Below are 24,123 nucleotides of genomic sequence, written 5' to 3'. Positions count from 1 at the left end.
TTTTGATACAGGGAGAAGTCATCAGGAAGAGAGGTGTCACCCCATGACCAAAGCACACAAAGCAACCAATCAGGAGCAGTTTTTGTTGCGCCGAAAAATGGCCGTCGAGGGGCTTGGAGAGGATCAGTGGGATGGGCTCATCCACGATCTTAATCACCACCCCTGCGTTGATTTCGCCGAGCGTAAGCCAAATGGCACATTGCAGGTGACGTACGACGGAACCCACTGGTCCGTCGATGAATTACTGGAACTGATCAAGGCTTACGGTGGCCGATTGAAAACCGGATGGTGGACCCGGCGTAAATTGGCCTGGTACCGGTTTACCGACGACAACGTCCGGGCAAATGCCAAGCATGAGCCGTTTTGCTGTTCAAAAATCCCACCCATGAAGCGAAAATAACCGGAGGTTAGATGAGCGGGGAGCAGGACAGAACCACTCGTTATAAGGAAGGCAGTCTCACACTCGCAGGAACTGTCATGCTGGGTACCGGCGTCATGATTGGCGCCGGTATCTTTGCTTTGACCGGGCAGATGGCACAGATGACCGGCGTGCTTTTCCCGCTGGCGTTTCTCGCAGCGGCGGTGATTGTCAGCTTCAGCGCCTATTCCTACATCAAGATCTCCAATGCCTACCCGTCCGCCGGGGGCATTGGCATGTACCTTCACAAAGCCTACGGCAACCGCCTGCCGACGGCGTTTAACGCTTTGCTGATGTATTTCTCGATGGTGATTGCCCAGAGCTTTCTAGCGCGTACCTTCGGTTCCTACACCATGCAGCTGTTCGGCGGTGATGACAGCGGCCGCATGGTGCCCATTCTTGGCGTCTCTCTGATCCTGGCTGCGTTTCTGATCAATCTGCTGGGTAACCGGATGATTCAGGGGGTGGCCTCGTTCATCGGCATTCTGAAAATTGGCGGCATTCTGGTCTTCGGGCTGGTGGGTGTCTGGGTTGCCGATAGTCTGTCGGTCGACTTTTCAAGCGCGGGCGAAGCCGGAGCAACGGGTAATTTCTTGGGTGCGACAGCACTTGGCATACTCGCCTTCAAGGGCTTCACCACGATCACTAACAGCGGCTCCGAAGTAATAGATCCCAAGCGAAATGTAGGGCGAGCCATCATTATTTCCATCGCGGCCTGCGTGGTGATTTACACCCTGGTTGGTTTTGCTGTGGCCAGCAACCTGTCGCTGGCTGAAATCATCGAAACGCAGGACTATTCGCTTGCTGCCGCAGCGCGCCCGGCATTGGGAGAGTATGCGGTCTGGTTCACCGTCGCCATTGCCATGATGGCCACCGCGGGTGGCATCCTCGCAAGCATATTCGCCGTTTCGCGCATGTTGGCCATGCTGACCGAAATGAAGCTGGTTCCGCATCGTCATTTCGGTATGCCGGGCAGTATCCAAAAGCACACGCTGGTCTACACCGTGGTCCTGGGGCTGATTCTAACGGCCTTCTTTGACCTCTCCCGGATTGCAGCGCTAGGCATCATTTTTTACCTGATCATGGACATTGCCATCCATTGGGGCGTTTTGCGCTACCTGCGTGAGGACGTGAAGTCCAATGTGTGGGTACCGGCGACAGCCATCCTGTTGGATCTGCTGGTGCTTGGCGGCTTTGTCTGGGTCAAGCTGAATACGGACCCCTTTGTTATTGGCGTGGCCGTGGTCACCATGATTGTGCTTGCAGTTTCCGAGCAGATTTTCCTGAAAAGATCGCCGGAATCCGCGCAAGCGAAACAGGAAGAGAGTCACGCGCATCGTCACCATTAACCAGAATCAGGAAGTGAGGCTATTGCCATGATGGGAGATAACATGTTCGGGAACACCATGTGGGCAGGCCACTGGCTGTGGATGCTGGTGATTGCCATTGTGGTCGTCATTCCGGCCTGGCGTATTTGCCAGCGCACGGGGTATCCGGGGTGGATGGGTGTACTGATACTGATCCCTATCGTCAATCTGGTTCTGCTGTATTTCATTGCATTTGCAGACTGGCCCGCCGATAAAACAGGAGATCAGAATGGCTGAGCATCAACACGCCCACCACCATGACAGTCATAATCACAGTCATGATCAAAAAGCTGCCGGGGAGCACGCAGTGAAAGATCCGGTTTGCGGCATGTCGGTGGATCCCCACTCGGCAGAGCACCGTAGCGAACACGGTGGCAAAACCTGGTACTTCTGCTCGTCACGCTGCCAGACCAAGTTTGACGAGGACCCGGAACAGTACCTCGGTGAGGAAAAGCAGCAGCAAGAGCCGGTAGCGCCGGGGACCATGTATACCTGCCCTATGCATCCGGAAATTCGCCAGCAAGGACCGGGGGACTGCCCCATTTGTGGGATGGCCCTGGAGCCAGAGCAGGTGAGCCTGGACGACGGGCCGTCGGCAGAACTCAAGGACATGACCCGCCGATTCTGGGTTGGCCTGGTGCTGACATTGCCGGTCCTGGTGCTGGAAATGGGCGGGCACCTGACCGGGCTTGACCATATTGTTGCTCCTCAGATGTCCAACTGGATTCAGTTAGTGTTGGCAACGCCCGTGGTGCTCTGGTGCGGCTGGCCCTTCTTCGTCCGGGGCTGGAAATCCGTGGTCAGTCGAAATTTGAACATGTTCACGCTGATTGCCATTGGCACCGGCGTAGCGCTGATCTATAGCCTGGTAGCCACACTTGCACCCCAGGTATTCCCGGGTGCCTTCCGGCAGGACGATGGCTCGGTGGCAGTGTATTTTGAGGCGGCAGCGGTCATTGTGGTGTTGGTGCTGCTGGGGCAGGTGTTGGAGTTACGGGCCCGGGAGAAAACCTCCGGTGCCATCAAGGCTCTGCTTGACCTGGCGCCCGCCACCGCCAGAAAACTGGACGATGATGGCGGTGAGTCGGATGTATCGCTGGATCAGGTAAAGGTCGGTGACCGCCTGCGGGTTCGCCCCGGCGACAAGGTGCCGCTGGACGGCGAGGTCCTTGAGGGCAGCTCCAACGTGGATGAGTCCATGGTGACCGGTGAGCCCCTGGCGGTGAGCAAGAAATCTGGCGATCAGGTGATCGGCGGCAGCATTAACCAGCAGGGCAGCTTCATCATGCGTGCCGACAAGGTTGGCCGCGATACCATGCTGTCCCAGATCGTGCAGATGGTCGCCAGCGCCCAGCGAAGCCGCGCACCGATTCAGGGGCTGGCAGACAAGGTAGCAGGCTGGTTTGTGCCCGCTGTGATCGTAATTGCCATTGTTGCCTTTATTGCCTGGTCTTTCTTTGGGCCAGCACCGCCCATGGCGTTCGGTTTGATTGCTGCAGTTAGCGTGCTGATCATTGCCTGCCCCTGCGCGCTCGGTCTGGCAACGCCCATGTCGATCATGGTGGGTGTCGGGCGCGGTGCCCAGAGTGGTGTGCTGATCCGCGACGCGGAAGCGCTGGAGCGAATGGAAAAGGTGGACACCGTGGTGGTCGATAAAACCGGCACGCTGACGGAGGGCAAGCCGCAAGTCACCCGCCTGGTCGCGGCGAACGGGTTCAATGACAGTGATCTGATGCGTTATGCCGGCGGCCTAGAGAAAGGCAGTGAGCACCCATTGGCCCACGCCATTCTCGATAAAGCCAAGGGCATGGACCTGAAACTGCCGGATGCGGAAGACTTTGACTCCCCGAATGGCAAAGGGGTCACCGGTCGAATCGACGGCAAGCGGGTGCTACTTGGCAACCGTCTTCTGATGGAGTCGGAGAATGTCGACACTGCGACATTTGACGGCGAAGCCGACCAGCTCCGAAAGGATGGCGCTACCGTGATTTTTGCCGCCGTCGACGGAAGCATCGCGGGGTTGTTGGCCATCGCCGACCCGGTCAAGGAAACCACCGAAGCCGCTATTTCCGCGCTGCAAAAAGACGGCATCCGGGTGGTCATGCTGACCGGCGACAACCGCACTTCAGCTGAAGCAGTTGCCCGAAAACTGCATATCGACGAAGTGGAAGCGGAAGTGCTGCCGGAGGACAAGGGCAAGATCGTCCAGCGACTGAAAGACGAGGGCCGCATTGTGGTGATGGCGGGTGATGGCGTTAACGATGCGCCTGCACTGGCAACGGCGGATGTCGGTGTGGCCATGGGCACCGGGACCGATGTCGCCATCGAAAGCGCCGGCATTACGCTGCTGCGCGGCGATTTGATGGGCATTGTGGAAGCGCGCCGTTTGTCTCTGGCGACCATGCGCAATATCCGGCAGAACCTGTTTTTTGCATTTATATACAACTCTGCTGGCGTTCCTATTGCGGCAGGAGTTCTGTACCCATTTTTCGGGATATTGCTATCACCGATTTTTGCGGCGGCCGCCATGTCGCTGTCCTCAGTCAGCGTGATAGTGAATGCGCTGCGTTTGAGGGTGGTGAAGCTCAATCAATAAACAATGAACTTCCGAATCATTGGAGATAGCCATGTCATACACGATCAATCGAATTATCAAAGATGCAGATTTCGAGGGCGTAGATCAAAGAGCGCGCCAGGCCCTTACCGACCACGGTTTCGGGATACTGACGGAAATTGATGTCAAAGCCACCATGAAGAAAAAGCTGGACAAGGACATGTCGGCTTATCGGATTCTCGGGGCCTGCAATCCGGGCATGGCCTGGGAAGCCATCGGTGTGGAGCCTCGCGTGGGTGCCATGCTGCCTTGCAACGTTATTCTTCGTGAGGTTTCGGAGGGCATTGAGGTAAGTGCAGTGGATCCGGTGGCTTCCATGTCCGCCATTGATAATGAAGACCTCAAGCAGGTTGCCGGGAAAGTCAGGGATATGCTTTCTGAAGTCGTTCAGGCGATCTGATTGTCTTAACACGAAGAGGAATCTGTTATCGACCCGAAACCATAAAAACCTCCCGGCATATTTGAGCCGGGAGTTTGTTTATCTACTAGCCCAGATCCCCCAGAACCGGAAAGGTGGATAGCATCCACGAAGCAAAGCGGGTCATCTGGCCGGTTAACACCATCACGCCCATGATCACCAGCCCCAGCCCCGCCACTGCCCTCAGTGGTCTGCTCCAACGACTGAACCCTCGCATCCGCTCGCGAAAGTGCTCGATGAACAGTGTGGTTCCAAGGAATGGCAGCGCCAGACCCAGCGAATACACCGCAAGATACAGCATGCCCGTTTCCGCGTTGGCATGGGTTGAGCTGAGTGCCAGTATGGCTCCGAGTATGGGGCCGATACACGGAGTCCAGCCGACGGCGAATGCCACCCCCAGCACGAAAGCGGCGGTCGGTCGCCCGCCCTCCAGCGTATGCCCTAGACGCCAGTCCCGTTGCAGGGCTGGCATGCTCCACCAGCTCAGCATGAACAGGCCCATGAGAATAATCAGTACGCCGGCCACCAGATTGGCTTCCTGACGGTAGGCCATCAGCCATTGCCCCAGAAGGCTTGCGCTTGCGCCCAGGGCAACAAACACCAGGCTGAAGCCGAGCACAAAACAGACACTCAGCCACAGGGCTTTGAGCCGATTCGAGGCCTCGGTTACGGCACCACCGGTAACCACGGACAAGTAGCCCGGAACCAGTGGCAGGGTGCAGGGTGAGAAGAAGGACACCAGGCCGCCGAGAAAAGCGGCCAGGGTGCCCCAGGTTGCAAGGTCTGGCATTCAGAATCTCCAGAATCCGTGGTATTCCTTGCCGTTGGCAGGGACTGGTCTCAGTAATCGCTGTGTTCGCGGAATACGCTTTGCTGGCCGTTGGCGCGGAAGGCGATAACCTGGTAGTCGTCCTTCCGCCCGGTTTCCATGCCGGGACTGCCCTGGACCATACCCGGAACTGTCAGTCCGACGGTATTGAACTGGGGGTTTTCCAGGTAAGCGAGGATATCGTCCGCCGGCACATGGCCCTCGATTACCAGGTCACCGATCAGCCCGGTGTGACAGGAGGCTAGCTCTCCGGGTACGCCATGGGTCTGCTTGATCGCACTGACGTCGTCGGTATCGATTACCCGGGTCTTGAAGCCGCTGGCCTCAAGGTGCTCAACCCACCCCTCGCAGCAGCCACAGCTTGGGCTTTTATAGATGGTAATGGCAGGCCCGGCTTGGCTGATCGAGGCCGAAGGGGGTGATGTTTCGGCGGATTCGTTGGCCTGGATTGCCAGCGTGGTGGCGCCGGCGGCGAGCGCAATGACAGCTACGCCAGTGTAAAGGGCAAGTTTTCTGGTCTTCATGGTGATCTCCTGACAGGCTTGCCCGCCTATGACTCTGTGAAGCCGGCCCAGCCTGTTAATATGAATGTAAATCCGGTTTTCCGGGCGTTGCGGCCCACGGTGATGAAGCTGTGAGAGGATCAGGAGAGGGTGTCAGGAGGGGGCGTCAGGACATCGGAAATCGGGCTGCGGTAAACCGCCCAGAAAGGTATGGCGTCAACGTGGGCAGCAGTTTGAATGGAAGGCACTGATGTTGCTGTGGCCATGCCATAAACCGAAGCTGAAGCGCAGTGAGAGGCCGCCCGGTGACAATTTTGTTGTTCGGAGGTATCGCAATCCACAGCCATTTTGGAATGATTTATGCCTGAGGTACTGGCCCTGGTCTGGGTCATTCCGTCCCAGTCGGCTGCGCTGATGCTCGTGTTCGCCGCATCGGTATTCGCTACCCCGGCAAGCCTCTGAGTCGGGCCGCCGATTAACAGCAGAATGCTTAACAATGCTGCAAGGAATTGGCGAGAAGGCATGTTGGTTTCCATGAGTTGAACGGCTATAGCGATCCTGATGTCCCTCTTATTCAATATAAAACCTTTGATCTGGTCATACGTCAAGCTACGACAATGTTATTTTTGTCGGGCGATGAGGCATTTGATTGAGATCAACGTCCGAGCCGGACCGCTCTGGTCATTCAGTTTGAATTCAGGTGAATGTGGTTTGCTGGCAGAACGTCACCGACTCCCTCCTGGGTCCGAACAAGGACGTGTTTTTGCATCCAACATCATTAACCATGTGTAAGAGGTAATCTGGAATGGACATTAGAACATTTCGAGAGCTGATTGAGTGGACACGTGATCTTCATGCGAACCTGGCACGTTGCATGTCCCATTGCGCAACAAAGAATGAAGAGGAACGGGCAAGGGCGCTGTTGGACTACCTGGCAACCCATGAGTCCGAGATGGAGCGCATCGTAAACGAGTTTGAGCGCCAGGGAGATGCGAAGGCTCTGGAGACCCGAGTTATCGACTACCTCTCTCATAACCCGATCAAAACTCACCGAACCTGCGACGAGCCCTACGCAAAGCTGGATTTCGCTGGCATCTCCCGCGAGGTCTTTGACTTCCACGATCAGATTATTGATCTCTACAAGACACTGGTTGGAAAGGCCGAGATTCCAGAAGCAAAGGAACTGCTGGAATCACTGTTGACCATGGAGCAGAACGAATCCATGCGTCTCGCTCGCCAGGTAGGGCGCATGGACGACCTTTAAAGCAACCAAATAGATCGAGAGGCCAGGGTAAGCGGTAGTGATCACACCTGAAAGACGGGTGCGAACCCACCGCCTGGGGTACGAAAGTTAGTGGCCTGGCCTTGGTAAACCCGTGCGGCGGAAAGCAGAAGTTGCCCAGCATAGGTGTACAAACGGATATCGACCTTTCTGGTGGTGACCGTGCCATCCACTCTCAGCGTGCGTTCTCCGGCGGGAACGAAGTTCTGCGCGATGTAATCACCCTTCAGGATCTCTTCGAAAACGCGGCGGGTCAGTTTTTCGCCCCGATAGACGCCCTTGCTGCCATGGCCCGCCACCGGTTTGAAAAACAGTTTACGCCGGTTGCTCCACAACTCCGCCTCATCACTTGCTGAAACCAGCCGGGTCTTCGGTACAGCTCTATCCAGAAATCCTGCCTCGGTTTCACTCAGGCCCCAGTCGCGCAGGGTTTGGGCATCAGATAGCAGGATCAGGTTCCGTTTGTCGGCCATAAGCGCATGGGCGCGTGGATTGGGCGTGACGACCGCCGCGCCGTCGAGGTAGGCGCGCCTTAATGCCCCAAGAGCCGGGGCCTCCAAGGCAAAATCCACCAGGCGGTTGTACACCATGTCGATAGGCTTGCCGTGGGCGCTCAGAGCGCCATCAACATACTCAAGCTCCGATGGGTCGAGGATCAAGGTCTCAATGCCTCTGGCCTGGAATAACTGCTGGGCCAGTTGGAATTCCGGGAACATAAACTGGGATTCTGGGGCATCGTCCACAATGGCCAGGCAACCGGGCGTCGAGTCGCCACCTTGCCGTTGCCACTCCTGCTGGAACATGGCAAACACCGCGTCCTCGAACCCATCCAGTGCACGGTTGGTGCCGGCGGTCTGCTGGGACGGGTCACAGCATCGGTGTTGAGCCCGGGCCAATACCGTGTTCAGAAATGCGCCGCCGGCGTTGGTGTTGATTTCGATCAGCTGAGGCCCGTTCTCGCCCAGGTGAAAGTCGTAGCCCATGAAGGCCCCGATGGGGCCTGGATCAAAACCGGCGATGCCGGGCGCCCAGGACAGAGCTCGTTCCCGGTAGAACGGAAGCTCGGCAGCCGATTCGATCGCCTGAACGATCCGCTCCATCGTCGCGATGTCCGCCCGGGGTACAAAAACCGGCGTGTTTGAAAACAGGTGGTGGAGCTCGGGAACCGCCGACGATTCGTTCCCGGCGTCTGAAAACTGCTTTTTGAGGGTATCGGTGAGGGCTTTCCGATCAAGAGTGATGCAGTAACACTGCCGGTTGAGCTGGTCGGCGTGGGTTTTGGTTGTTCGCTGGTTTTCCTGGGGCTCGTCTTGCATTGGTCGTCCATGGTCATTGTGAATCGTTCCACCTTGATTCTGGTCAAACGGATGCATGTTTCGCAACTGTTTTCAGGCCTGTTTCAGCTTGGTGTGATGGACTGCCAAGTAATGACCATGCCTGTTCGGGATCTTGCTAACCGGGCGAGGAAATCTTACTGAAACTCTCTGACCAAAAAGGGCACGCTATGAAACATTCGTTGCGCAAACAGTGGATTGCTGGAATTACGGCCAGTGTCGCTATGAGTTTTTCGCTGATGGTGGCCGCAGACACGAACCGGGCATTTGTTCCCATGGGCACAGCGGATGCCGTCGGCGTTATTGATCTGGAAAACCGCAAGGTGACGTCGTCCATTGGCGGCACACTGAATACCCACGGTTCGGCACTGACCCCGGATGGCCGGTATCTGGTGGTGGGTAGTTTGTCGGCGCATGATCGTCAGGAGCCGGTTAGTCGCCCCGAAGGCGTTTCAGAAGATGAACACGCCGCTCATCATGGGGGCGGGAAGTCTACTGAATTGGAAGCAGGGAGTACCGGGCTGCTCTATTTGGTGAATACGGCCACAAAGACGATTGACCGCAAATTGGAAGTGCCGGGGCCGGTGCACCATGTGCTGGTGACTTCCGACGGTCGCTATGCCGTTTCCACGCATCCTGCTAGTGGCAGTATCAGCGTTGTGGATCTGGATTCCGGTCAGTTGGTCAAAACTGTGGCGACGGGGCCGGCCCCCAACTATCTGGTGCAAACCGACGACGGCCAATCCCTTCTGGTCAGCAATACCGGTAATGGCACAGTCAGCGAAGTGGATACCGAGCACTGGTTCGTCGAGCGCAACCTGCGGGTTGGCGGCAACCCAGAGCATATGGTGCTTGCCCCCGGCAACCAGCGGCTCTACGTGAATGATGCTGCATCCGGCCAGGTTCTTGTCCTTGAGCTTGCCAAAGGCGCGGTGGCGGACCGGTACGAGGTTGGGGAGGCGCCCCATGGCGTTGGCTTGAGCGCAGATGGCCAGACCCTCTATGCCACCAGCCAGGGCGGCAACCAGGTGGTCCGGATTGAGCTAGCCAGCGGCGCCCGCCACACCAGGCCGCTGGCTCCTGCGCCCTATCATCTTGCGGTCTCTCCCTACGATGGCCAGCTACTGGTGACCAGTCGGGCAGAGAACAAGCTTTGGGTGCTCGACCCGGAATCCCTCGATGTGGTTGATGAGATCGCGCTGAGCGGCATAGGCCATCAGATATCCCTTGAAGCCCATTAGTACTCTGTTCTGACACTGGTTTTTTCGCAAAGGAACCGCTCATGGATCGACGCTTTAAAATTACCTTGGCAATATTTGCCGTTATCGCACTGGTTTTACTCTGGGGAGAACACAAGGTTCATCTGCTTGGCGCCTTGCCCTGGCTGATACTGCTTGCTTGTCCGCTGATCCATATTTTTATGCACGGAGGGCATGGAGGGCATGGAGGGCATGGCGGACATGGCGGACATGGCGGACATAACCACCAGGCAGAGCAACCGGGAAAGAGTGGAGAGCAGCGTGATGACTGATGGTGCATCGGATTATGGCCTTTGGAGCCTGGTGGTGCTGAATTCGGCGATTTTCATATTCTTCGCCTTCAGTTTCTTCAAACCACAGACCCGCCGGGACTGGCGTTCGTTTGGTGCCTTCAGCGCGTTTCTGGTGGCACTGTTCACCGAGATGTACGGGTTCCCGCTGACGCTCTACTTCCTCTCCGGCTGGCTGCAGAGCCAGTATCCCGACGTGAACTGGTTGGCTCACGACAGTGGCCACTTGCTGGAAATGCTGTTTGGTTGGAAGGGTTCCCCACACTTTGGGCCGTTTCATCTCTTGAGCACAGTGTTTATTGGCCTCGGGTTTTATCTGATTGCGGCTGGCTGGCGTACCCTGTATGCCGCGCAAAAGGCAGGGCAGTTGGCCACAACCGGTCTGTATGCCCACGTTCGCCACCCCCAGTATTCCGGCTTCGTGCTCATCATGTTCGGTTTTCTGCTGCAGTGGCCAACGCTGCTGACGCTGGCCATGTTCCCGGTGCTGGTGTGGATGTACTCGCGCCTGTCTATTCACGAGGAGCGTGAAACAGAAAAAGCGTTCGGCTCCGATTGGCAGGCCTATGCAGCCAGAACTCCCCGTTTTATTCCGCGATTGAGGAATTTGAGGCGCAAGGAAATCGAGGAACAAGAATGATGCATGTGGTAACTATCTCAGTAGGCGTTCTTGCGGTCGCGCTAATCAGCGGCTGCGGTAAACAGACGGTGGATGACCGCTGGTACACACAGGCCCAGGTCGAGCGCGGCGCAATGGTCTTCGACGACAACTGCGCAAGCTGCCATGGCGGCAATGCCCAAGGCGCTTTCAATTGGAAAAAGACCCTGAGGGATGGCTCCTATCCGCCGCCACCGCTCAACGGAACGGGCCATGCCTGGCACCATTCGTTCGACACGCTGATAGGTACGATCAATCAAGGTGGCGCCCCCATGGGTGGGAAAATGCCGGCCTTCGCAGGCGAGCTCTCCAGGGACGATCAAAAAGCCGCTATCGCCTATTTCCAGAGCAAATGGGAAAAGCGGATCTATGAGGCATGGTCTGAAAGGAGTGGGCTCTGATTTCTCTGGGTAATCAGACGATTAACTCAAGGAGGCAGTGTATGAAATGCTTATGGGTGGTGGCTTTTCTAAGTGTTTTTCCGGGCAGTGCGCTGGGTGGTGCGCCCTCGGCGGAATCATTGATTGAGGGGATGGAGGCCACCCTGTGGTCGGACAGCAACCACGGCCGTTTCACCATGCGTATAGAAACCGAATACTGGACCCGGGAACTGGACCTGGAAGCCTGGATGGACCGGCCGGACAAAACCCTGATCCGCATCCACGCCCCCAGGAAGGAAGCCGGCATCGGCTCGCTACGGATAGGTGATGCCATGTGGAACTACCTGCCCAAGGTGGACCGCACCCTCAAAATCCCGCCCTCGATGATGCTGCAACCCTGGATGGGCTCGAACTTCAGCAACGACGACCTGGTCAAGGAAAGCTCGTTTGTTGATGACTACACCCATGAAGTGACCGGCAGCGAAGAACAGGGCGGGGCGACGACCTATCGCGTGGTTTCCACCCCCAGGCCCGACGCGCCGGTGGTCTGGAGCCGCCTGGAATTCCAGATTCGTGACGATCACATTCCGGTTGCCATGACCTATTTCGGCGAACGGGACCGGGCGATCAAGACCATCACCTACAGCGACATTAACAGTCTGGGCGGCCGGAAAATCCCCACCGTCTGGACCATGGTGGATGCGGACAACCCCAAGTCCCGCACGGTGATTGAGATTGACGCCATCGAGTTCGATCTTCCGCTTGACGACGATTTGTTCACCCTGCGCCGCTTGCGCAATCCACAGTGAGGCATGCTGATGACGCTTGTGAATGTCGAACACACCTCCCGCATCTACCGCCAGGACAGCGTTGCCGTGAAAGCTCTGGACGATGTGTCGGTGGCCATCGAGGCCGGGGAGTTCACCACGCTGGTGGGGCCGTCCGGCTCCGGCAAGACCACCCTGCTGAACCAGATCGGAGCGCTGGATGAGCCGTCCTCCGGTAAAATTCAGATAGATGGCCAGGAGATCACCGGCCTGAGCCGCAAGAAGCGAACCGTCCTGCGCCTGTGGAAGATCGGCTTTGTGTTTCAGGAATACAACCTGATTGGCGTGCTTTCGGCCCAGGAAAACGTGGAATACGTGCTGATGCTGCGGGGTGTGCCCTTTGGCGAGCGCCGCCGGCAGGCCCGGGCGATCCTGGCTGACGTGGGGCTGGGCGGGCTGGAAACCCGACTGCCCAATGAGCTCTCTGGCGGCCAGCAGCAGCGGGTGGCGGTGGCCAGGGCCATTGTCAGCAAACCGGCCATCGTGCTGGCCGACGAGCCCACGGCCAATCTGGATTCCAAGACTGGCGCGGCGCTCTTGGACATGATGCGCCGACTTAACGACGAGCAGGGCGTCACCTTCGTTTTTTCCACTCACGATCCCATGGTTATGGAGCGTGCCCGGCGGGTGGTCCATCTCAAGGACGGCCAGATCGAACGCGAGGAACGCCGCCCATGATGGCCTGGCTGCGGCTGGCTCTCGGTAACCTGCGGACCAACCGACGGCGCACGGGGATCACCCTGTTATCGCTGACCGTGGGTGTGGCGGGCCTGGTGTTTCTGTGGGCGTTCATCGACGGCATCAACGCCCAGATGATCAACAACATGACCGGCTATGTCACCGGTGATCTCAAGGTTCACAAGCGCGGCTTCCATGACGAACGGGAAATGAACATCGCCCTGCCGCAACAATGGAATCTGCCTCAGGCGGTGGCCGAAACCGAAGGGGTGACGGCCGCAGCGCCGCGCCTGACCGGCCACGCCCTGGCCAGCCTGGCCGACCAATCCCGGGCGATGCAGGTGATCGGCGTTGACCCTGCCCGGGAAAAAGCGCTGACGCGGCTCGACCGCTCCCTGGTGGCAGGTCGCTACCTGCAATCTGGAAACGAAATCCTGCTCGGCACTGGCGCGGCCCAGGCTATGGAAGCTGAGGTTGGCGACGAACTGGCGCTGGTGGTGCAGGCCGCCGACGGCTCCATCGGCGCAGATCGTTTCACCCTGGTGGGGGTGTTTGAAACCGGCGTCAAACGCATAGACGGCCAAGTTGCCCAGGTTCCCCTGGAGGCGGCTCAGGCCGTTTACGCGCTCTGGGGCCGGGTCACTGAAGTGGCCGCCCGGGTGGACGACCCCGACCAGTTGCAAAGTGTGATAGACCGCCTGCAACCGCAATTACAGGCGCGACAGGTGGAGGTGCTGGGCTGGCCCGAGCTGATGCCGTCTTTGGTGCAGATGGTGGACTTTCACAATGCCGTGACCTACATCGTTATCCTGGTGGTGTTTGTGGTGGTGGCCGCCGGTATCGTCAACACGATCCTGATGTCGGTGATGGAGCGCGGGCGGGAGTTCGGCGTCATGATGGCGGTGGGCACCTCGGGTTCGCGCATTGTGCAGTTGGTGTTGTTGGAGACTGCGCTGCTGGCCCTGGTGGGTTATGCCCTCGGCCTGGCCCTTGGGCTGGCGGTAACCGCCTACTTTGCCAGCCATGGCCTGGACTTCACCGCCTACATAAAGGCGATGGATACCATGCCCGGCCTGAGCGGCATCGTCTATCCCGCCACCAGCCCCGATCGCTGGGCGATCATCGGCGTGGTGGTCATCGTGGTGGCCCTGCTGGCAGCAATACTGCCGGCCTGGATTGCCAGCCGTCATACGCCCCTGGAGGCTATGGATGCTCACCGCAGTGCCACCAACCGGTTACGTCGCATCCATAGCGAGGTGACGTCTAACCGGATGGTCGTGATCTTTGCCCAGATGGCCCTCCGTTCGGTCTTCCGCAACCCTCGCCGTTCGCTCATCACCGCCTCGGCCACGGCCTTCGGTCTGGCGGCCTATCTGTTTCTCTACGGTTTTGCCGACGGCTTCTTTGAGCAGATGATCCGCAATTCCACCCAGCAACTGAGTGGCCACGTTCAGGTGATGGCGAAGGGGCACGATGTGGACCTTTCGCCCCAACTACGCATCGACAATGTGAGCGCACAGCTGACGACGCTGGGCGATCAACCCGCCGTTCAGGCCGCCGCCCCGCGTATCCTGCTGAAAGGCATGGTGGCCAATCCCAAAACCAGCCAGCCCATGGAGCTGGTGGGCGTGGCGCCGGATCAGGAGCAGCAGGTTACCCAACTGGCCCGCTACATGGTGGAAGGCCGGTACGTTCAGACTGGTGGTGATGGCGTCGTCATCGGTCGAAAGCTGGCGGACGAGCTGGGCGCCCGCCTGAACGACAAGCTGGTGGTGACCGTTCAGCAGGCCGGCGGTGACCTGGCCTCCGGCGCCTATCCCATTCGTGGCATCTACCGCACCGGCAGTGACCTGTTCGACAGCGAATACGTGTTCTTGAACATCGCCCAGGCCCGCCAATTGGCAGAGTTCGCCCCGGACCAGGCCTCGCGCATCGCCCTGCGGTTGCAGGACCGCACTCAGAGCACGCCGCTGGCCGGACGGCTCAATGGCGAACTGGCCGATACCCAACTGATGGCCCAGGACTGGGAAACCCTGTTGCCGGTGGTGGTGCAGATGATCGAGATGACCCAGATCGACTTTTACCTGATTCTGTCCGTGGTGTTCGTGGTAGTGGCCATCGGGGTGATGAACACCATGGTGATGTCGGTGATGGAACGCACCCGGGAACTGGGGGTCATGCTTGCCCTGGGCACTCGGGGCAGCCAGTTGGTGCTGACCATCCTGTTCGAGGCGTTGTTCCTGGCGTTGCTGGGCATGGTGGCGGGCACAGTGCTGGGCGGGCTGCTCGTCACCTGGCTGAACCGCAGCGGCATCGACCTGTCTGCCATCGCTGGCTCCTTCGAGACCATTCCCGGCATCACCGACAAGGTGTACCCGGTGCTCATCATCGACCATGTCTGGTTGCCCAGCCTGCTGCTGTTCGCCTGCTCGGTGCTGGTGGCGCTGTACCCGGCGCGACGGGCGGCCCGGCTGGACCCAGTGGAGGCCATTCGCCATGGTTAGGCGGTTTGGCCACATTCTGGGGCTGCTGGCGGCCCTTTCAGCTTCCGGGGTCCAGGCGGATTTCAGCCATTCTGGCTCCCTCAAGAATCAGACAGTGGGTTCACGCTCGCTGGTGGACGGTGACCCTTACCTGTCCAATCTGACCCGGCTGCGCCTGGAGCCGCGCTACCGTCAGGGCGATTGGACTCTGGAGGCGGCTTACGATCTGGAGCTGCTTACCGGCAGCTTCCTGGATTCACCGGAATTCGCAATACTCAAGAGTGCGCCGGACCCGCGCTACTGGACGCTGCAAGACGAGTTCCATGAGTCCGGGGATCTGGTCGCCCGCCACCAACTCTACCGGGGTACCGTGCAATGGCGCTCGCCGCTAGGCGACTTCCGACTGGGGCGTCAACAGGTCAACTGGTCCACTGCCCTGATATGGAACCCCATGGACATCCTCAATCCTGTCAGCCCTCTTCAGTTGGAGCCCGATGAACGGATTGGCGTAGACGCCCTGTTATGGGATAGATCCTGGGGCGCAACCGGCCGATTCAGTGCCGTTCATGCACCGCAGGATAGTAGCGAGAATGCCAGCACGGCGGCGCGGGCCAAGCGTTTTTTCGCCGGCGTTGATGCAGGAGTGATGGTGGGTGAGTTCGCCGACGTCACCAAAGCGGGTTTCAGCGGCAGTGGCTCAGTGGCTGGCACCGGTTGGCGTTCTGAGCTCGTCTGGAGCGAGCCGGATGCCGGGGACAGCTACTGGCAAGGAGTTGCAGATTTGAATTGGGCATTTCGCAACGGACTCAACCTGGCTGTTGAATATTTCTACAATGGTCGGCCCGTATCACCGGGACTTCCTGGCGTGGCCGGCCTGGTGTCCACGCAACCAGTCTATGCAGGGAGCCATTATGCCGGGCTTCTGGTATGGCAGGATATCACCCCCTTCTGGCAGTATCGGCTGGTGACCATCCGGAATGTCGATGATGCCAGTTGGGTGCTTTACCCGAGATCCACGTGGATACTACCGCTGAGCCACGAGATCTATTTCACTGCTGGGGCCCAGTGGTTCGGGGGTGACAGAGAGAGCGAGTACGGAAGACTTGAACCATTAGGATTGATGGAGGTGCAGTGGTTTTTCTGAATAGTACCTACCGGCCAGGAGCCGCTGTTGTACTCGTTCTGATGATCTGGGGCGTCAGTTTTTTTCTGCACTTTTTCTGGGAAATGGTGCAGGTTCCGTTCTTCACCGATATGACTGAGGCCCGTCATTTGGATGTGGTGTGGTTATGCACCCGCGCCACTATCGGAGATGCCAATATAGCCATCGGCGCATATGCCGTTGCGGCATTGATATCAAGGGACTGGTTTTGGGCAGTGAGCGGCTGGAGACGAACCAGTCTGTCGGTTTACCTTGCAGGCGGACTAGTTGTAACGATCGTTTTTGAGTATTGGGCGACAGGGGAAGGTGAAAGGTGGAACTATAGTGAGTTGATGCCCGTGCTCTCATGGACAGGCACCGGGGTGCTCCCTCTCGCTCAATGGGTCTTCCTGCCACTGCTAACGGTATTAGTCGTCGAATGGATGTTTCTTGGATGGTTGACCTTGAGAGCCAAATGAAAGATTCACTATGGAAACTGAGGGGAGGTACCTTTAAAAGTTTAAATATTCAATAAATAGTCGATCACCTTTTATAAAAGGTGATCGACTATTTATTTACTTAATAATCACTGCTTTTATCAGGAATGAGTATGACCCATGGAATGGGCATCTGAATCCTTTGCTTCGTAATTTAAATGTCGTAACTCACCCCGGATTACCTGATGCTTACCCATATGCCGATCGCTTTGTTTGTTTTTCATACAGTGCATTTGCGTACTTTCGGTGCTGGCTGTTTTGTTCGGGTAAGTGCGCGCTTCATTAATCCGGTCGGCCAACCCTGAATTGGCAGTGGCCATGGTAGAAAATAAAGTGGCAGCTGCGGCAGCGATAATGATTTTTTTCATGACGTTCTCCTTAATAACCTTAAACTGTTCAAGAAATTCAGTTCAGTTTCAGGTTTCTGTGGTTTACTTGAGCGTGATCAGGGCGTCGACTGCTTGAAGCCCGAGCCAGCCGACGCCTGTGTCTCCACGAGTTGACTTTACCGCAAGGATTACCTTGCGGTATTTTTTTGGCTTTGCTTCAGCGCCTTATGATAAGCCCGGCCTTCATCCGTCATCATTTGCACGCGAGCCTCAAAACCTCCTTCAGACATCGCATAACGTGTCATTTCTCTATGTAAGCGCTGCATATCTTCATTCTGAAGTATTTCTTCAACAGATGATTTATCCATCATTTGGTTGTGCATGGCTTTCATGTCCTTATTGTCTGACATGTTGCCGGCAAGCACGGATGTTGAAACGGTAACTGCTGCTGCAAATATAAGTACACTTTTCATAATCACACCTCCTGATTGGTTGATGTGCTAATTAAAACATCGGTTTCTGAATTGATCCTGAAATTAAAATAAATAATTCAAAAAAAGTAATTTTATTCAGGAATAACAGCGGTTTGATATAAATCAAATTCAAACATTTTGATCTGTAATTCAGTTTGGTTTCAGATAAGCGCTATAAGATTGCGTTTCAGAAATAATTCAATGGAGAATTAAAATTGTCCCTTCTTCTTCGCCTTATAAAGCCGGCCTTCCTCGGTGCTCTGCTTTTAACCAGTCTGCCCGGTTGGGCGGTACCCAGACTTGAATTGACGGGCGCAATTGATGCGGCTATCGAGAATGATCCCTGGCTGCGCCAAAGTGTTCAGATGCAGAGTGCTCTGTTGGAAGAATCTATTGCCGATGGCGCACTCCCGGACCCCCGGATGACGATTGGTGCCGCGAATTTGCCCACGGATACTTTTGATACCGGACAGGAGGCAATGACTCAGGCCACCATTGGATTTACCCAGCGAATTCCGCGAGGCAATAGCCGCCAGTTGGCCAGCGCAAAAAAAGAGGAAATGGCCGGCGCTCAGCCTTTTCGACGCGAAAACCGCCGGGCGCTGGTCATGGAAACGGTGACACATCTTTGGCTTGAGGTCTGGCGATCTGAGCACAGCATCCGGTTGATTGAAGGCAACCGGGGGTTGTTTGAACAGTTAGAGGACGTCGCCGAGGCGGGGTATACCTCTGCAACCATGGGTTCCAGGCAGCAGGATGTTATCCGTGCCTCGCTGGAGCTGACGCGACTTGAGGACCGGCTGACGGCGCTGCATTCGCAGCAGGCAGCGAGTCGCGAGGCTTTGGCAGAATGGATCGGCCTGGACCAGGCCCAACTTTCAGTCACGGACGATGTACCCCATGAGCTGCTGAGAGTGTTTCCTCTGGGCTGGGCTGAAACCTCCACAGAGATTGTGATCCGTCACCCGTCAATCCGCGCCACTGATCAGTTGATTGATGCGCAGACTGTTGATGTTGACCTGGCTCGCCAGACCTATAAACCGGAGTGGTCAGTATCTGCACAATACGGGTATCGGGAGCGGGCCCCAAACGGTCAGGACAGGGCCGATCTGTTTTCTGTAGGCATTGGTTTTGATCTCCCGATTTTTACCAGCAACCGGCAGGATCGAAAACTGAATGCATCAGTGGCGCGACTGGAGGCGGCAAAAACAGAGCGTATTTTGCAGATCCGGGGACTTCAGGCCAAAGCCCGTGCTGCCGTGGCCCGGATCGAACGGCTTGATGACCGCATAGAACTCTATGAACAGACACTGCTGCCGCAAATGGAAGAGCAGGCAAGCGCCGCACTGACGGCTTACAACAACGATGATGGCGACTTCGCCGAAGCGGTGCGAGCACGAATTGCAGAGCTTAATACCCAGGTTGAGTTGATACAGATGATAGCCGAGCGGGCCAAGAATCTGGCGAGTTTCCGTTATCTGACGACCGACACTTCCGACATACCTTCCTTTTCACTGAATCGTTACCAGGACTGACCATCATGGCTAATTTTGCTCGCCCTTTGGGCTTTGTATTGCTCGGCGGTCTCGCCGGTGCAGGGGCCACGTACTGGCTTGATACTGAAGCTCCTTCGACGCCTGCAGCTGAAATGGCAGCTGCAGGCCCAAAGGAGCCGCTGTATTGGGTAGCCCCGATGGACCCCAATTTCAAAAGTGACAAACCCGGAAAATCACCGATGGGGATGGATCTGATCCCGGTATACGAGGAGGGTGGGTCGGCTGAGGATCCGGCCGGCACGGTCCGTATTTCACCAATGGTCGTGAACAACCTTGGGGTCCGCACGGAGCCGGTGATTCAGGGACGCCTGCCCAACAACGTCACTACAGTAGGCTACGTGCAGTACAACGAAGACGAGATGGCCCACGTGCACCCTCGTGTTGAAGGCTGGATCGAAGCGCTCTATGTAAAAGCCGAGGGCGAGCCTGTTGAGCAAGGCAAGCCATTGTACACGCTGTACTCGCCCACCCTTGTAAATGCGCAGGAAGAACTGCTTCTGGCGATGAACCGCGGCAATCAGAGACTGGTTGATGCTGCTACCGAGCGATTGGTGGCGCTGAATGTACCAGCTAGCCTGATCAGCCAACTGCGTCAAAACCGCGAAGTGCAGAGAACCATGACGGTTTACGCTCCGGGTTCCGGGGTGATCGAGAATCTGAATGTTCGTGAGGGTATGTTCATCAAGCCCGGAGACCGGGTTTTATCGATTGCCGCACTGGACGAGGTCTGGGTTATCGGTGAAGTGTTTGAAAGCCAGCTTTCCGCCGTAGAGGCCGGTAACCGGGTGCAGATGACATTGGATTACATGCCCGGCCGCGAGTGGCGTGGGAACGTGGATTACGTCTACCCCGAAGTGAACCCGAAAACCCGGACGGCGCAAGTGCGGATGCGCTTTGATAACGATGATGGCGCCCTGATGCCAGGTATGTTCGCCCGCCTGGATGTTCAGGGCGAACGGGGCCAGCGGCAGTTTCTGGTGCCGCGGGAGTCGGTCATCCGCACCGGACAGAGCGACCGACTGGTTCTGGCGATGGAAAAGGGCGCCTTTAAGTCGGTTAACGTGACCGTTGGGCGCGTCGGCGACAAGTATGCGGAAATACTCAATGGCCTCTCGCCAGGCGACACGGTGGTCACATCCGCCCAGTTCCTAATCGATTCGGAATCCAGCAAAACCTCGGACTTCCAACGGATGTCATCGCCTCAGGATATGGATGAGCAGGGGATGGATCATGAAGGCATGGATCACAGCACCATGAGCCATGGCGGAGGCGAGTCATGATTGCCGCTATTATTCACTGGTCTATTCGTAACCGCTTCCTGGTGTTGCTGGCGACGTTGCTTATCACAGGGCTCGGCCTTTATTCGCTGAAACAAACGCCGGTGGATGCTCTGCCGGATCTGTCCGATGTGCAGGTCATTATCAAAACCAGTTTCCCGGGCCAGGCGCCGCAGGTGGTGGAAGACCAAGTGACCTACCCGATGACGACAGCCATGCTCTCGGTACCGGGCGCGAAAACGGTCAGGGGATACTCGTTCTTCGGTGACTCCTATGTTTACGTGATCTTCGATGAAGACACCGACATGTACTGGGCCCGCTCCCGGGTACTGGAATACCTGTCCCAGGTTGCGCCCAGCCTTCCAGACTCTGCAAGGCCTCAGCTCGGGCCAGACGCTACCGGAGTTGGCTGGGTTTACCTGTATGCGCTGGTAGACCGCACTGGGAACCAGGACCTAAGCCAGTTGCGCAGCCTGCAGGACTGGTTCCTGAAGTACGAACTGCAAACGGTGCCGGGTGTCTCTGAGGTGGCTGCGCTAGGCGGTATGGTGAAGCAGTACCAGGTCAAGGTCAGCCCGGAAAAACTCAGGGCGCTGGGAATTCCTCTGGCTCACATCCAGAACGCCATTAAGAGAGGCAACCAGGAAGTGGGCGCCTCCGTCATCGAGATGGCCGAGGCGGAATACATGGTGCGCACGTCTGGCTATATAAAGTCCCGTGAGGATCTTCTGTCGATTCCATTAGGACTCGATGACAACGGTACCCCCATATTGCTGAAAGATGTGGCCACCGTTGAAGTTGGCCCGCAGATGCGGCGTGGGGTTGCCGAACTGAATGGGGAAGGTGAAACCGTCGGCGGTGTTGTGGTGATGCGCTTTGGTGAGAACGCTCAGGCAACCATTAATGGCGTGAAGGCGAAACTGGAAGACCTGAAATCCAGTTTGCCTGAAGGCGTCGAGGTGGTGACGGTTTACGATCGCTCTGGTCTGATTGAGCGGGCGGTCAATAATCTCGGCTTCAAGCTGCTTGAAGAGTTTCTGGTGGTGGGCCTGGTGTGCATCGTCTTCCTGTTCCACGTGCGCTCGTCGCTGGTGGCGATTCTCAGCCTTCCCGTGGGTATTCTGGCGGCCTTTATCGTCATGCACTGGCAAGGCATCAATGCCAACATCATGTCACTCGGGGGGATTGCCATCGCTATCGGCGCCATGATTGATGGTGCTATTGTAATGATCGAGAACATGCACAAACACATGGAGCGAACCCCGTTAACGTCTGAGAACCGATGGGAAGTCGTTGCACGGTCAGCCTCTGAGGTCGGGCCCGCGCTGTTTTTCTCGCTCCTGATCATTACCGTCAGTTTTGTGCCGGTGTTTGCCCTGGAGGCGCAGGAAGGGCGGATGTTTTCTCCCCTGGCGTTCACCAAAACCTACGCCATGGCGGCGAGTGCGGCCCTGGCGGTGACGCTGGTGCCGGTGCTGATGGGCTATTTCATTCGCGGCAAGGTGCTGCCGGAGCACAAGAACCCCGTGAACCGCCTGCTGGTTGGCGTTTATATGCCGGTGCTGAAGCTGGTGTTACGCTTCCCGAAAACGACGGTTATTGTTGCGTTGCTGGCATTGGCTGTGGGCCTTTGGCCAGCCACCAAAATCGGCAGTGAATTCATCCCGCCACTGGATGAAGGCGACCTGATGTACATGCCCACCACCTACCCGGGCATCTCCATTGGTAAGGCTCGGGAACTGTTGCAGCAAACGGACAAGCTGATTGCCACCGTACCCGAAGTCGAAACCGTGTTCGGCAAAGTGGGGCGGGCGGATACCGCTACCGATCCGGCTCCATTGACGATGATCGAGACCTTCATCCAGCTCAAGCCGAGGGATCAATGGCGGGAAGGCATGACCACCGAAAAGCTGAAGCAGGAGCTCAATACTCTGATTCGGTTCCCGGGGGTAACCAATGCCTGGGTTATGCCGATCATCACGCGCATCGATATGCTGGCAACGGGTATTAAAACGCCGGTGGGCATCAAGATTGCCGGTCCGGACCTTACCGTCATCCAGAACATCGGTAAACGCCTTGAGGAAGTCATGGTCGACATCCCCGGTACAGCCTCCGTTTACTCTGAGCGAGTCGCTGGGGGCCGCTACATCAAGGTGGATATTGATCGTGAGCGTGCCGCTCGTTATGGGCTGAATATCGCTGATGTTCAGCAGGTAGTGGCCTCCGCTATTGGTGGAATCAACGTTTCCAGAACCATCGAGGGACTTGAGCGGTATCCCATTAATCTTCGTTATCCGGAAGACTACCGGGATTCGCCCGAGAAGCTGGAGCAACTGCCCATCGTGACCGCATCCGGCCAGCGCATTGCCCTGGCAGATGTGGCGGAGATCGGCGTGGAGGATGGCCCGCCGGCCATTAAGAGTGAGAATGCCCGCCTGAACGGCTGGACCTTTGTGGATATTGAGGGTGTCGACGTAGGCACCTATGTTGAACAGGCCATGGTTACCGTGAGTGAAGAGCCGGATCTACCTCCCGGTTATTCAATCAACTGGTCTGGTCAGTATGAGTACATGCTCCGTGCGAAGGAAAAACTGACCTATGTGGTGCCGTTAACGCTGGCGATCATCGTCATCCTGCTGTTTCTTAACTTCCGCCGTTTTGCCGAAGTGGGAATTATTATGGGCACGCTGCCGTTTGCGATGATCGGTGCTATCTGGCTGATGTATCTGCTTGGCTATAATTTTTCGGTAGCCGTCGGTGTCGGTTTCATCGCGCTGGCCGGCGTTGCCGTGGAGATTGGAGTGATCATGTTGGTGTATTTGAACCAGGCCTATAACGCAATGCTGGAAACGTGTGAAGACAAAGGGCTGAAGCCAAGGCGAGAAACCCTCCGCCATGCCGTACTACACGGTGCCGGTATGCGGGTTCGGCCAATCATGATGACGGCGGCCGCCATTATCGGGGGGCTTGTGCCCATTATGATTGGCACCGGTACAGGGTCGGAGGTGATGGGCCGGATTGCAGCACCCATGGTGGGCGGTATGATTTCCGCCGTCATTCTGGCGTTGCTGGTGATTCCTGTGCTCTTTTATCTCTGGAAACAGCGAACTCTTAGTGAGTAACGCCGATAGCAAGGTGCCAGGATTCGGCCTGGCACCTTGCTATCACTCCTGATCTCGTGAACTGAAAGAAACAGTGCCTGAAATTTAACTTATGCGCTTGTATTCAGTTGCTTAAAAAGGCTCGTCTATACCGGTTACCACGATGATTCCTCTGGGATGGGGCTGCATGCAGGGGCGTTTTTTGGGCAACTCGGGGGATAAAAGCCAAAAATTTGAGGTTCGGCGAATGTTCGCTTTTTACAAAAAAGCGCTCTCTCGTTTCTCTAAGTTTGTTGCGTGAAAAAATCAATCCCAACGCCGAATCGAATGGGCCTGCCGGAGGACTACATCCAAATAAAGTCGTGGTTGAAATGTCCTGTAACATCCTGAACCTGCCGGAATACCAAGT

23 protein-coding genes are annotated in these 24,123 nt (G+C 56.9%); 18 read left to right on the top strand and 5 right to left on the bottom strand.

The window, feature by feature from the left end; all coding sequences use genetic code 11:
- The first annotated feature begins 43 nt into the window (after positions 1–43).
- The 5 genes from EDB94_RS13975 to EDB94_RS13955 are packed head-to-tail and all read left to right on the top strand — an operon-like array spanning position 44 to position 4,799.
- Positions 44–400, top strand: coding sequence for a hypothetical protein (locus EDB94_RS13975; RefSeq protein WP_108019682.1), 357 nt, complete (start codon positions 44–46; stop codon positions 398–400).
- 11 nt (positions 401–411) lie between these two features.
- Positions 412–1,767, top strand: coding sequence for an APC family permease (locus tag EDB94_RS13970; protein WP_108019680.1), 1,356 nt, complete (start codon positions 412–414; stop codon positions 1,765–1,767).
- Positions 1,768–1,794: 27 nt separating this feature from the next.
- A complete protein-coding gene (locus EDB94_RS13965) occupies positions 1,795–2,022 on the top strand; it encodes a hypothetical protein (RefSeq protein ID WP_022990675.1) in 228 nt (75 codons plus the stop codon).
- The gene (locus EDB94_RS13960; protein WP_108019678.1) at positions 2,015–4,381 is read left to right on the top strand and encodes a heavy metal translocating P-type ATPase; all 2,367 of its coding nucleotides are present in this window, start codon (positions 2,015–2,017) and stop codon (positions 4,379–4,381) included. The genes EDB94_RS13965 and EDB94_RS13960 overlap by 8 nt, the downstream gene beginning before the upstream one ends.
- 31 nt (positions 4,382–4,412) lie before the next feature.
- Positions 4,413–4,799: a DUF302 domain-containing protein gene (locus EDB94_RS13955; RefSeq protein ID WP_108019676.1), complete on the top strand. Its 387-nt coding sequence runs from the start codon at positions 4,413–4,415 to the stop codon at positions 4,797–4,799.
- Between the two features lie 85 nt (positions 4,800–4,884).
- On the opposite strand, the gene EDB94_RS13950 is transcribed toward EDB94_RS13955, so the two are convergent.
- Both EDB94_RS13950 and EDB94_RS13945 read right to left on the bottom strand, forming a co-directional pair.
- Complete coding sequence (locus tag EDB94_RS13950) at positions 4,885–5,607, bottom strand: cytochrome c biogenesis CcdA family protein (protein ID WP_108019674.1); 723 nt, start codon at positions 5,605–5,607, stop codon at positions 4,885–4,887.
- A 50-nt stretch (positions 5,608–5,657) separates the two neighbouring features.
- A complete protein-coding gene (locus EDB94_RS13945) occupies positions 5,658–6,170 on the bottom strand; it encodes a DUF411 domain-containing protein (RefSeq protein WP_108019672.1) in 513 nt (170 codons plus the stop codon).
- 784 nt (positions 6,171–6,954) lie between these two features.
- On the opposite strand from EDB94_RS13945, the gene EDB94_RS13935 reads away from it, so the two are divergent.
- On the top strand, positions 6,955–7,413 hold the full coding sequence (locus EDB94_RS13935) for a hypothetical protein (protein WP_041338076.1): 459 nt from the start codon (positions 6,955–6,957) through the stop codon (positions 7,411–7,413).
- Positions 7,414–7,454: 41 nt separating this feature from the next.
- Here EDB94_RS13935 and EDB94_RS13930 read toward each other — a convergent pair whose 3' ends face one another.
- On the bottom strand, positions 7,455–8,747 hold the full coding sequence (locus EDB94_RS13930; RefSeq protein WP_108019670.1) for a hypothetical protein: 1,293 nt from the start codon (positions 8,745–8,747) through the stop codon (positions 7,455–7,457).
- Between the two features lie 188 nt (positions 8,748–8,935).
- On the opposite strand from EDB94_RS13930, the gene EDB94_RS13925 reads away from it, so the two are divergent.
- Genes EDB94_RS13925 through EDB94_RS13885 form a run of 9 tightly spaced genes read left to right on the top strand, consistent with a single transcriptional unit; the run spans position 8,936 to position 16,960 of the window.
- Positions 8,936–10,006: a YncE family protein gene (locus tag EDB94_RS13925; RefSeq protein WP_108019668.1), complete on the top strand. Its 1,071-nt coding sequence runs from the start codon at positions 8,936–8,938 to the stop codon at positions 10,004–10,006.
- Between the two features lie 41 nt (positions 10,007–10,047).
- Complete coding sequence (locus tag EDB94_RS13920) at positions 10,048–10,296, top strand: DUF2933 domain-containing protein (protein WP_108019666.1); 249 nt, start codon at positions 10,048–10,050, stop codon at positions 10,294–10,296.
- Positions 10,289–10,954, top strand: coding sequence for an isoprenylcysteine carboxylmethyltransferase family protein (locus EDB94_RS13915; protein ID WP_108019664.1), 666 nt, complete (start codon positions 10,289–10,291; stop codon positions 10,952–10,954). The genes EDB94_RS13920 and EDB94_RS13915 overlap by 8 nt, the downstream gene beginning before the upstream one ends.
- On the top strand, positions 10,951–11,373 hold the full coding sequence (locus tag EDB94_RS13910; protein ID WP_260312594.1) for a cytochrome c: 423 nt from the start codon (positions 10,951–10,953) through the stop codon (positions 11,371–11,373). Before EDB94_RS13915 ends, EDB94_RS13910 begins: the two co-directional genes overlap by 4 nt.
- 41 nt (positions 11,374–11,414) lie before the next feature.
- Entirely contained in the window at positions 11,415–12,161 is a 747-nt protein-coding gene (locus EDB94_RS13905) for an outer membrane lipoprotein-sorting protein (protein WP_108019662.1), read from the top strand.
- 9 nt (positions 12,162–12,170) lie between these two features.
- Positions 12,171–12,857, top strand: coding sequence for an ABC transporter ATP-binding protein (locus tag EDB94_RS13900; protein WP_108019761.1), 687 nt, complete (start codon positions 12,171–12,173; stop codon positions 12,855–12,857).
- A complete protein-coding gene (locus tag EDB94_RS13895; RefSeq protein ID WP_108019660.1) occupies positions 12,854–15,361 on the top strand; it encodes an FtsX-like permease family protein in 2,508 nt (835 codons plus the stop codon). The genes EDB94_RS13900 and EDB94_RS13895 overlap by 4 nt, the downstream gene beginning before the upstream one ends.
- Positions 15,354–16,484 carry a hypothetical protein gene (locus EDB94_RS13890; RefSeq protein WP_108019658.1) on the top strand — a complete coding sequence of 377 codons (1,131 nt, stop codon included), beginning with the start codon at positions 15,354–15,356 and terminating at the stop codon, positions 16,482–16,484. Before EDB94_RS13895 ends, EDB94_RS13890 begins: the two co-directional genes overlap by 8 nt.
- Positions 16,472–16,960, top strand: a complete 489-nt coding sequence (locus EDB94_RS13885) for a hypothetical protein (RefSeq protein ID WP_108019656.1) — start codon at positions 16,472–16,474, stop codon at positions 16,958–16,960. Before EDB94_RS13890 ends, EDB94_RS13885 begins: the two co-directional genes overlap by 13 nt.
- A 119-nt stretch (positions 16,961–17,079) precedes the next feature.
- Here EDB94_RS13885 and EDB94_RS20730 read toward each other — a convergent pair whose 3' ends face one another.
- Both EDB94_RS20730 and EDB94_RS13875 read right to left on the bottom strand, forming a co-directional pair.
- Positions 17,080–17,346 carry a hypothetical protein gene (locus tag EDB94_RS20730; RefSeq protein ID WP_181259083.1) on the bottom strand — a complete coding sequence of 89 codons (267 nt, stop codon included), beginning with the start codon at positions 17,344–17,346 and terminating at the stop codon, positions 17,080–17,082.
- Between the two features lie 149 nt (positions 17,347–17,495).
- Positions 17,496–17,780, bottom strand: coding sequence for a hypothetical protein (locus EDB94_RS13875; RefSeq protein ID WP_108019652.1), 285 nt, complete (start codon positions 17,778–17,780; stop codon positions 17,496–17,498).
- Positions 17,781–17,995: 215 nt separating this feature from the next.
- On the opposite strand from EDB94_RS13875, the gene EDB94_RS13870 reads away from it, so the two are divergent.
- Genes EDB94_RS13870 through EDB94_RS13860 form a run of 3 tightly spaced genes read left to right on the top strand, consistent with a single transcriptional unit; the run spans position 17,996 to position 23,735 of the window.
- On the top strand, positions 17,996–19,315 hold the full coding sequence (locus EDB94_RS13870) for a TolC family protein (RefSeq protein WP_108019650.1): 1,320 nt from the start codon (positions 17,996–17,998) through the stop codon (positions 19,313–19,315).
- A gap of 5 nt (positions 19,316–19,320) precedes the next feature.
- A complete protein-coding gene (locus EDB94_RS13865; RefSeq protein ID WP_108019648.1) occupies positions 19,321–20,616 on the top strand; it encodes an efflux RND transporter periplasmic adaptor subunit in 1,296 nt (431 codons plus the stop codon).
- On the top strand, positions 20,613–23,735 hold the full coding sequence (locus EDB94_RS13860; protein WP_108019646.1) for an efflux RND transporter permease subunit: 3,123 nt from the start codon (positions 20,613–20,615) through the stop codon (positions 23,733–23,735). Before EDB94_RS13865 ends, EDB94_RS13860 begins: the two co-directional genes overlap by 4 nt.
- Positions 23,736–24,123: the final 388 nt, after the last annotated feature.

This window comes from Marinobacter sp. 3-2 (assembly GCF_003751355.1).
GTDB lineage: Bacteria > Pseudomonadota > Gammaproteobacteria > Pseudomonadales > Oleiphilaceae > Marinobacter > Marinobacter adhaerens.
Note: the sequence above shows the minus strand (reverse complement) of the source record. Positions and strands in the feature narration are given on the sequence as shown.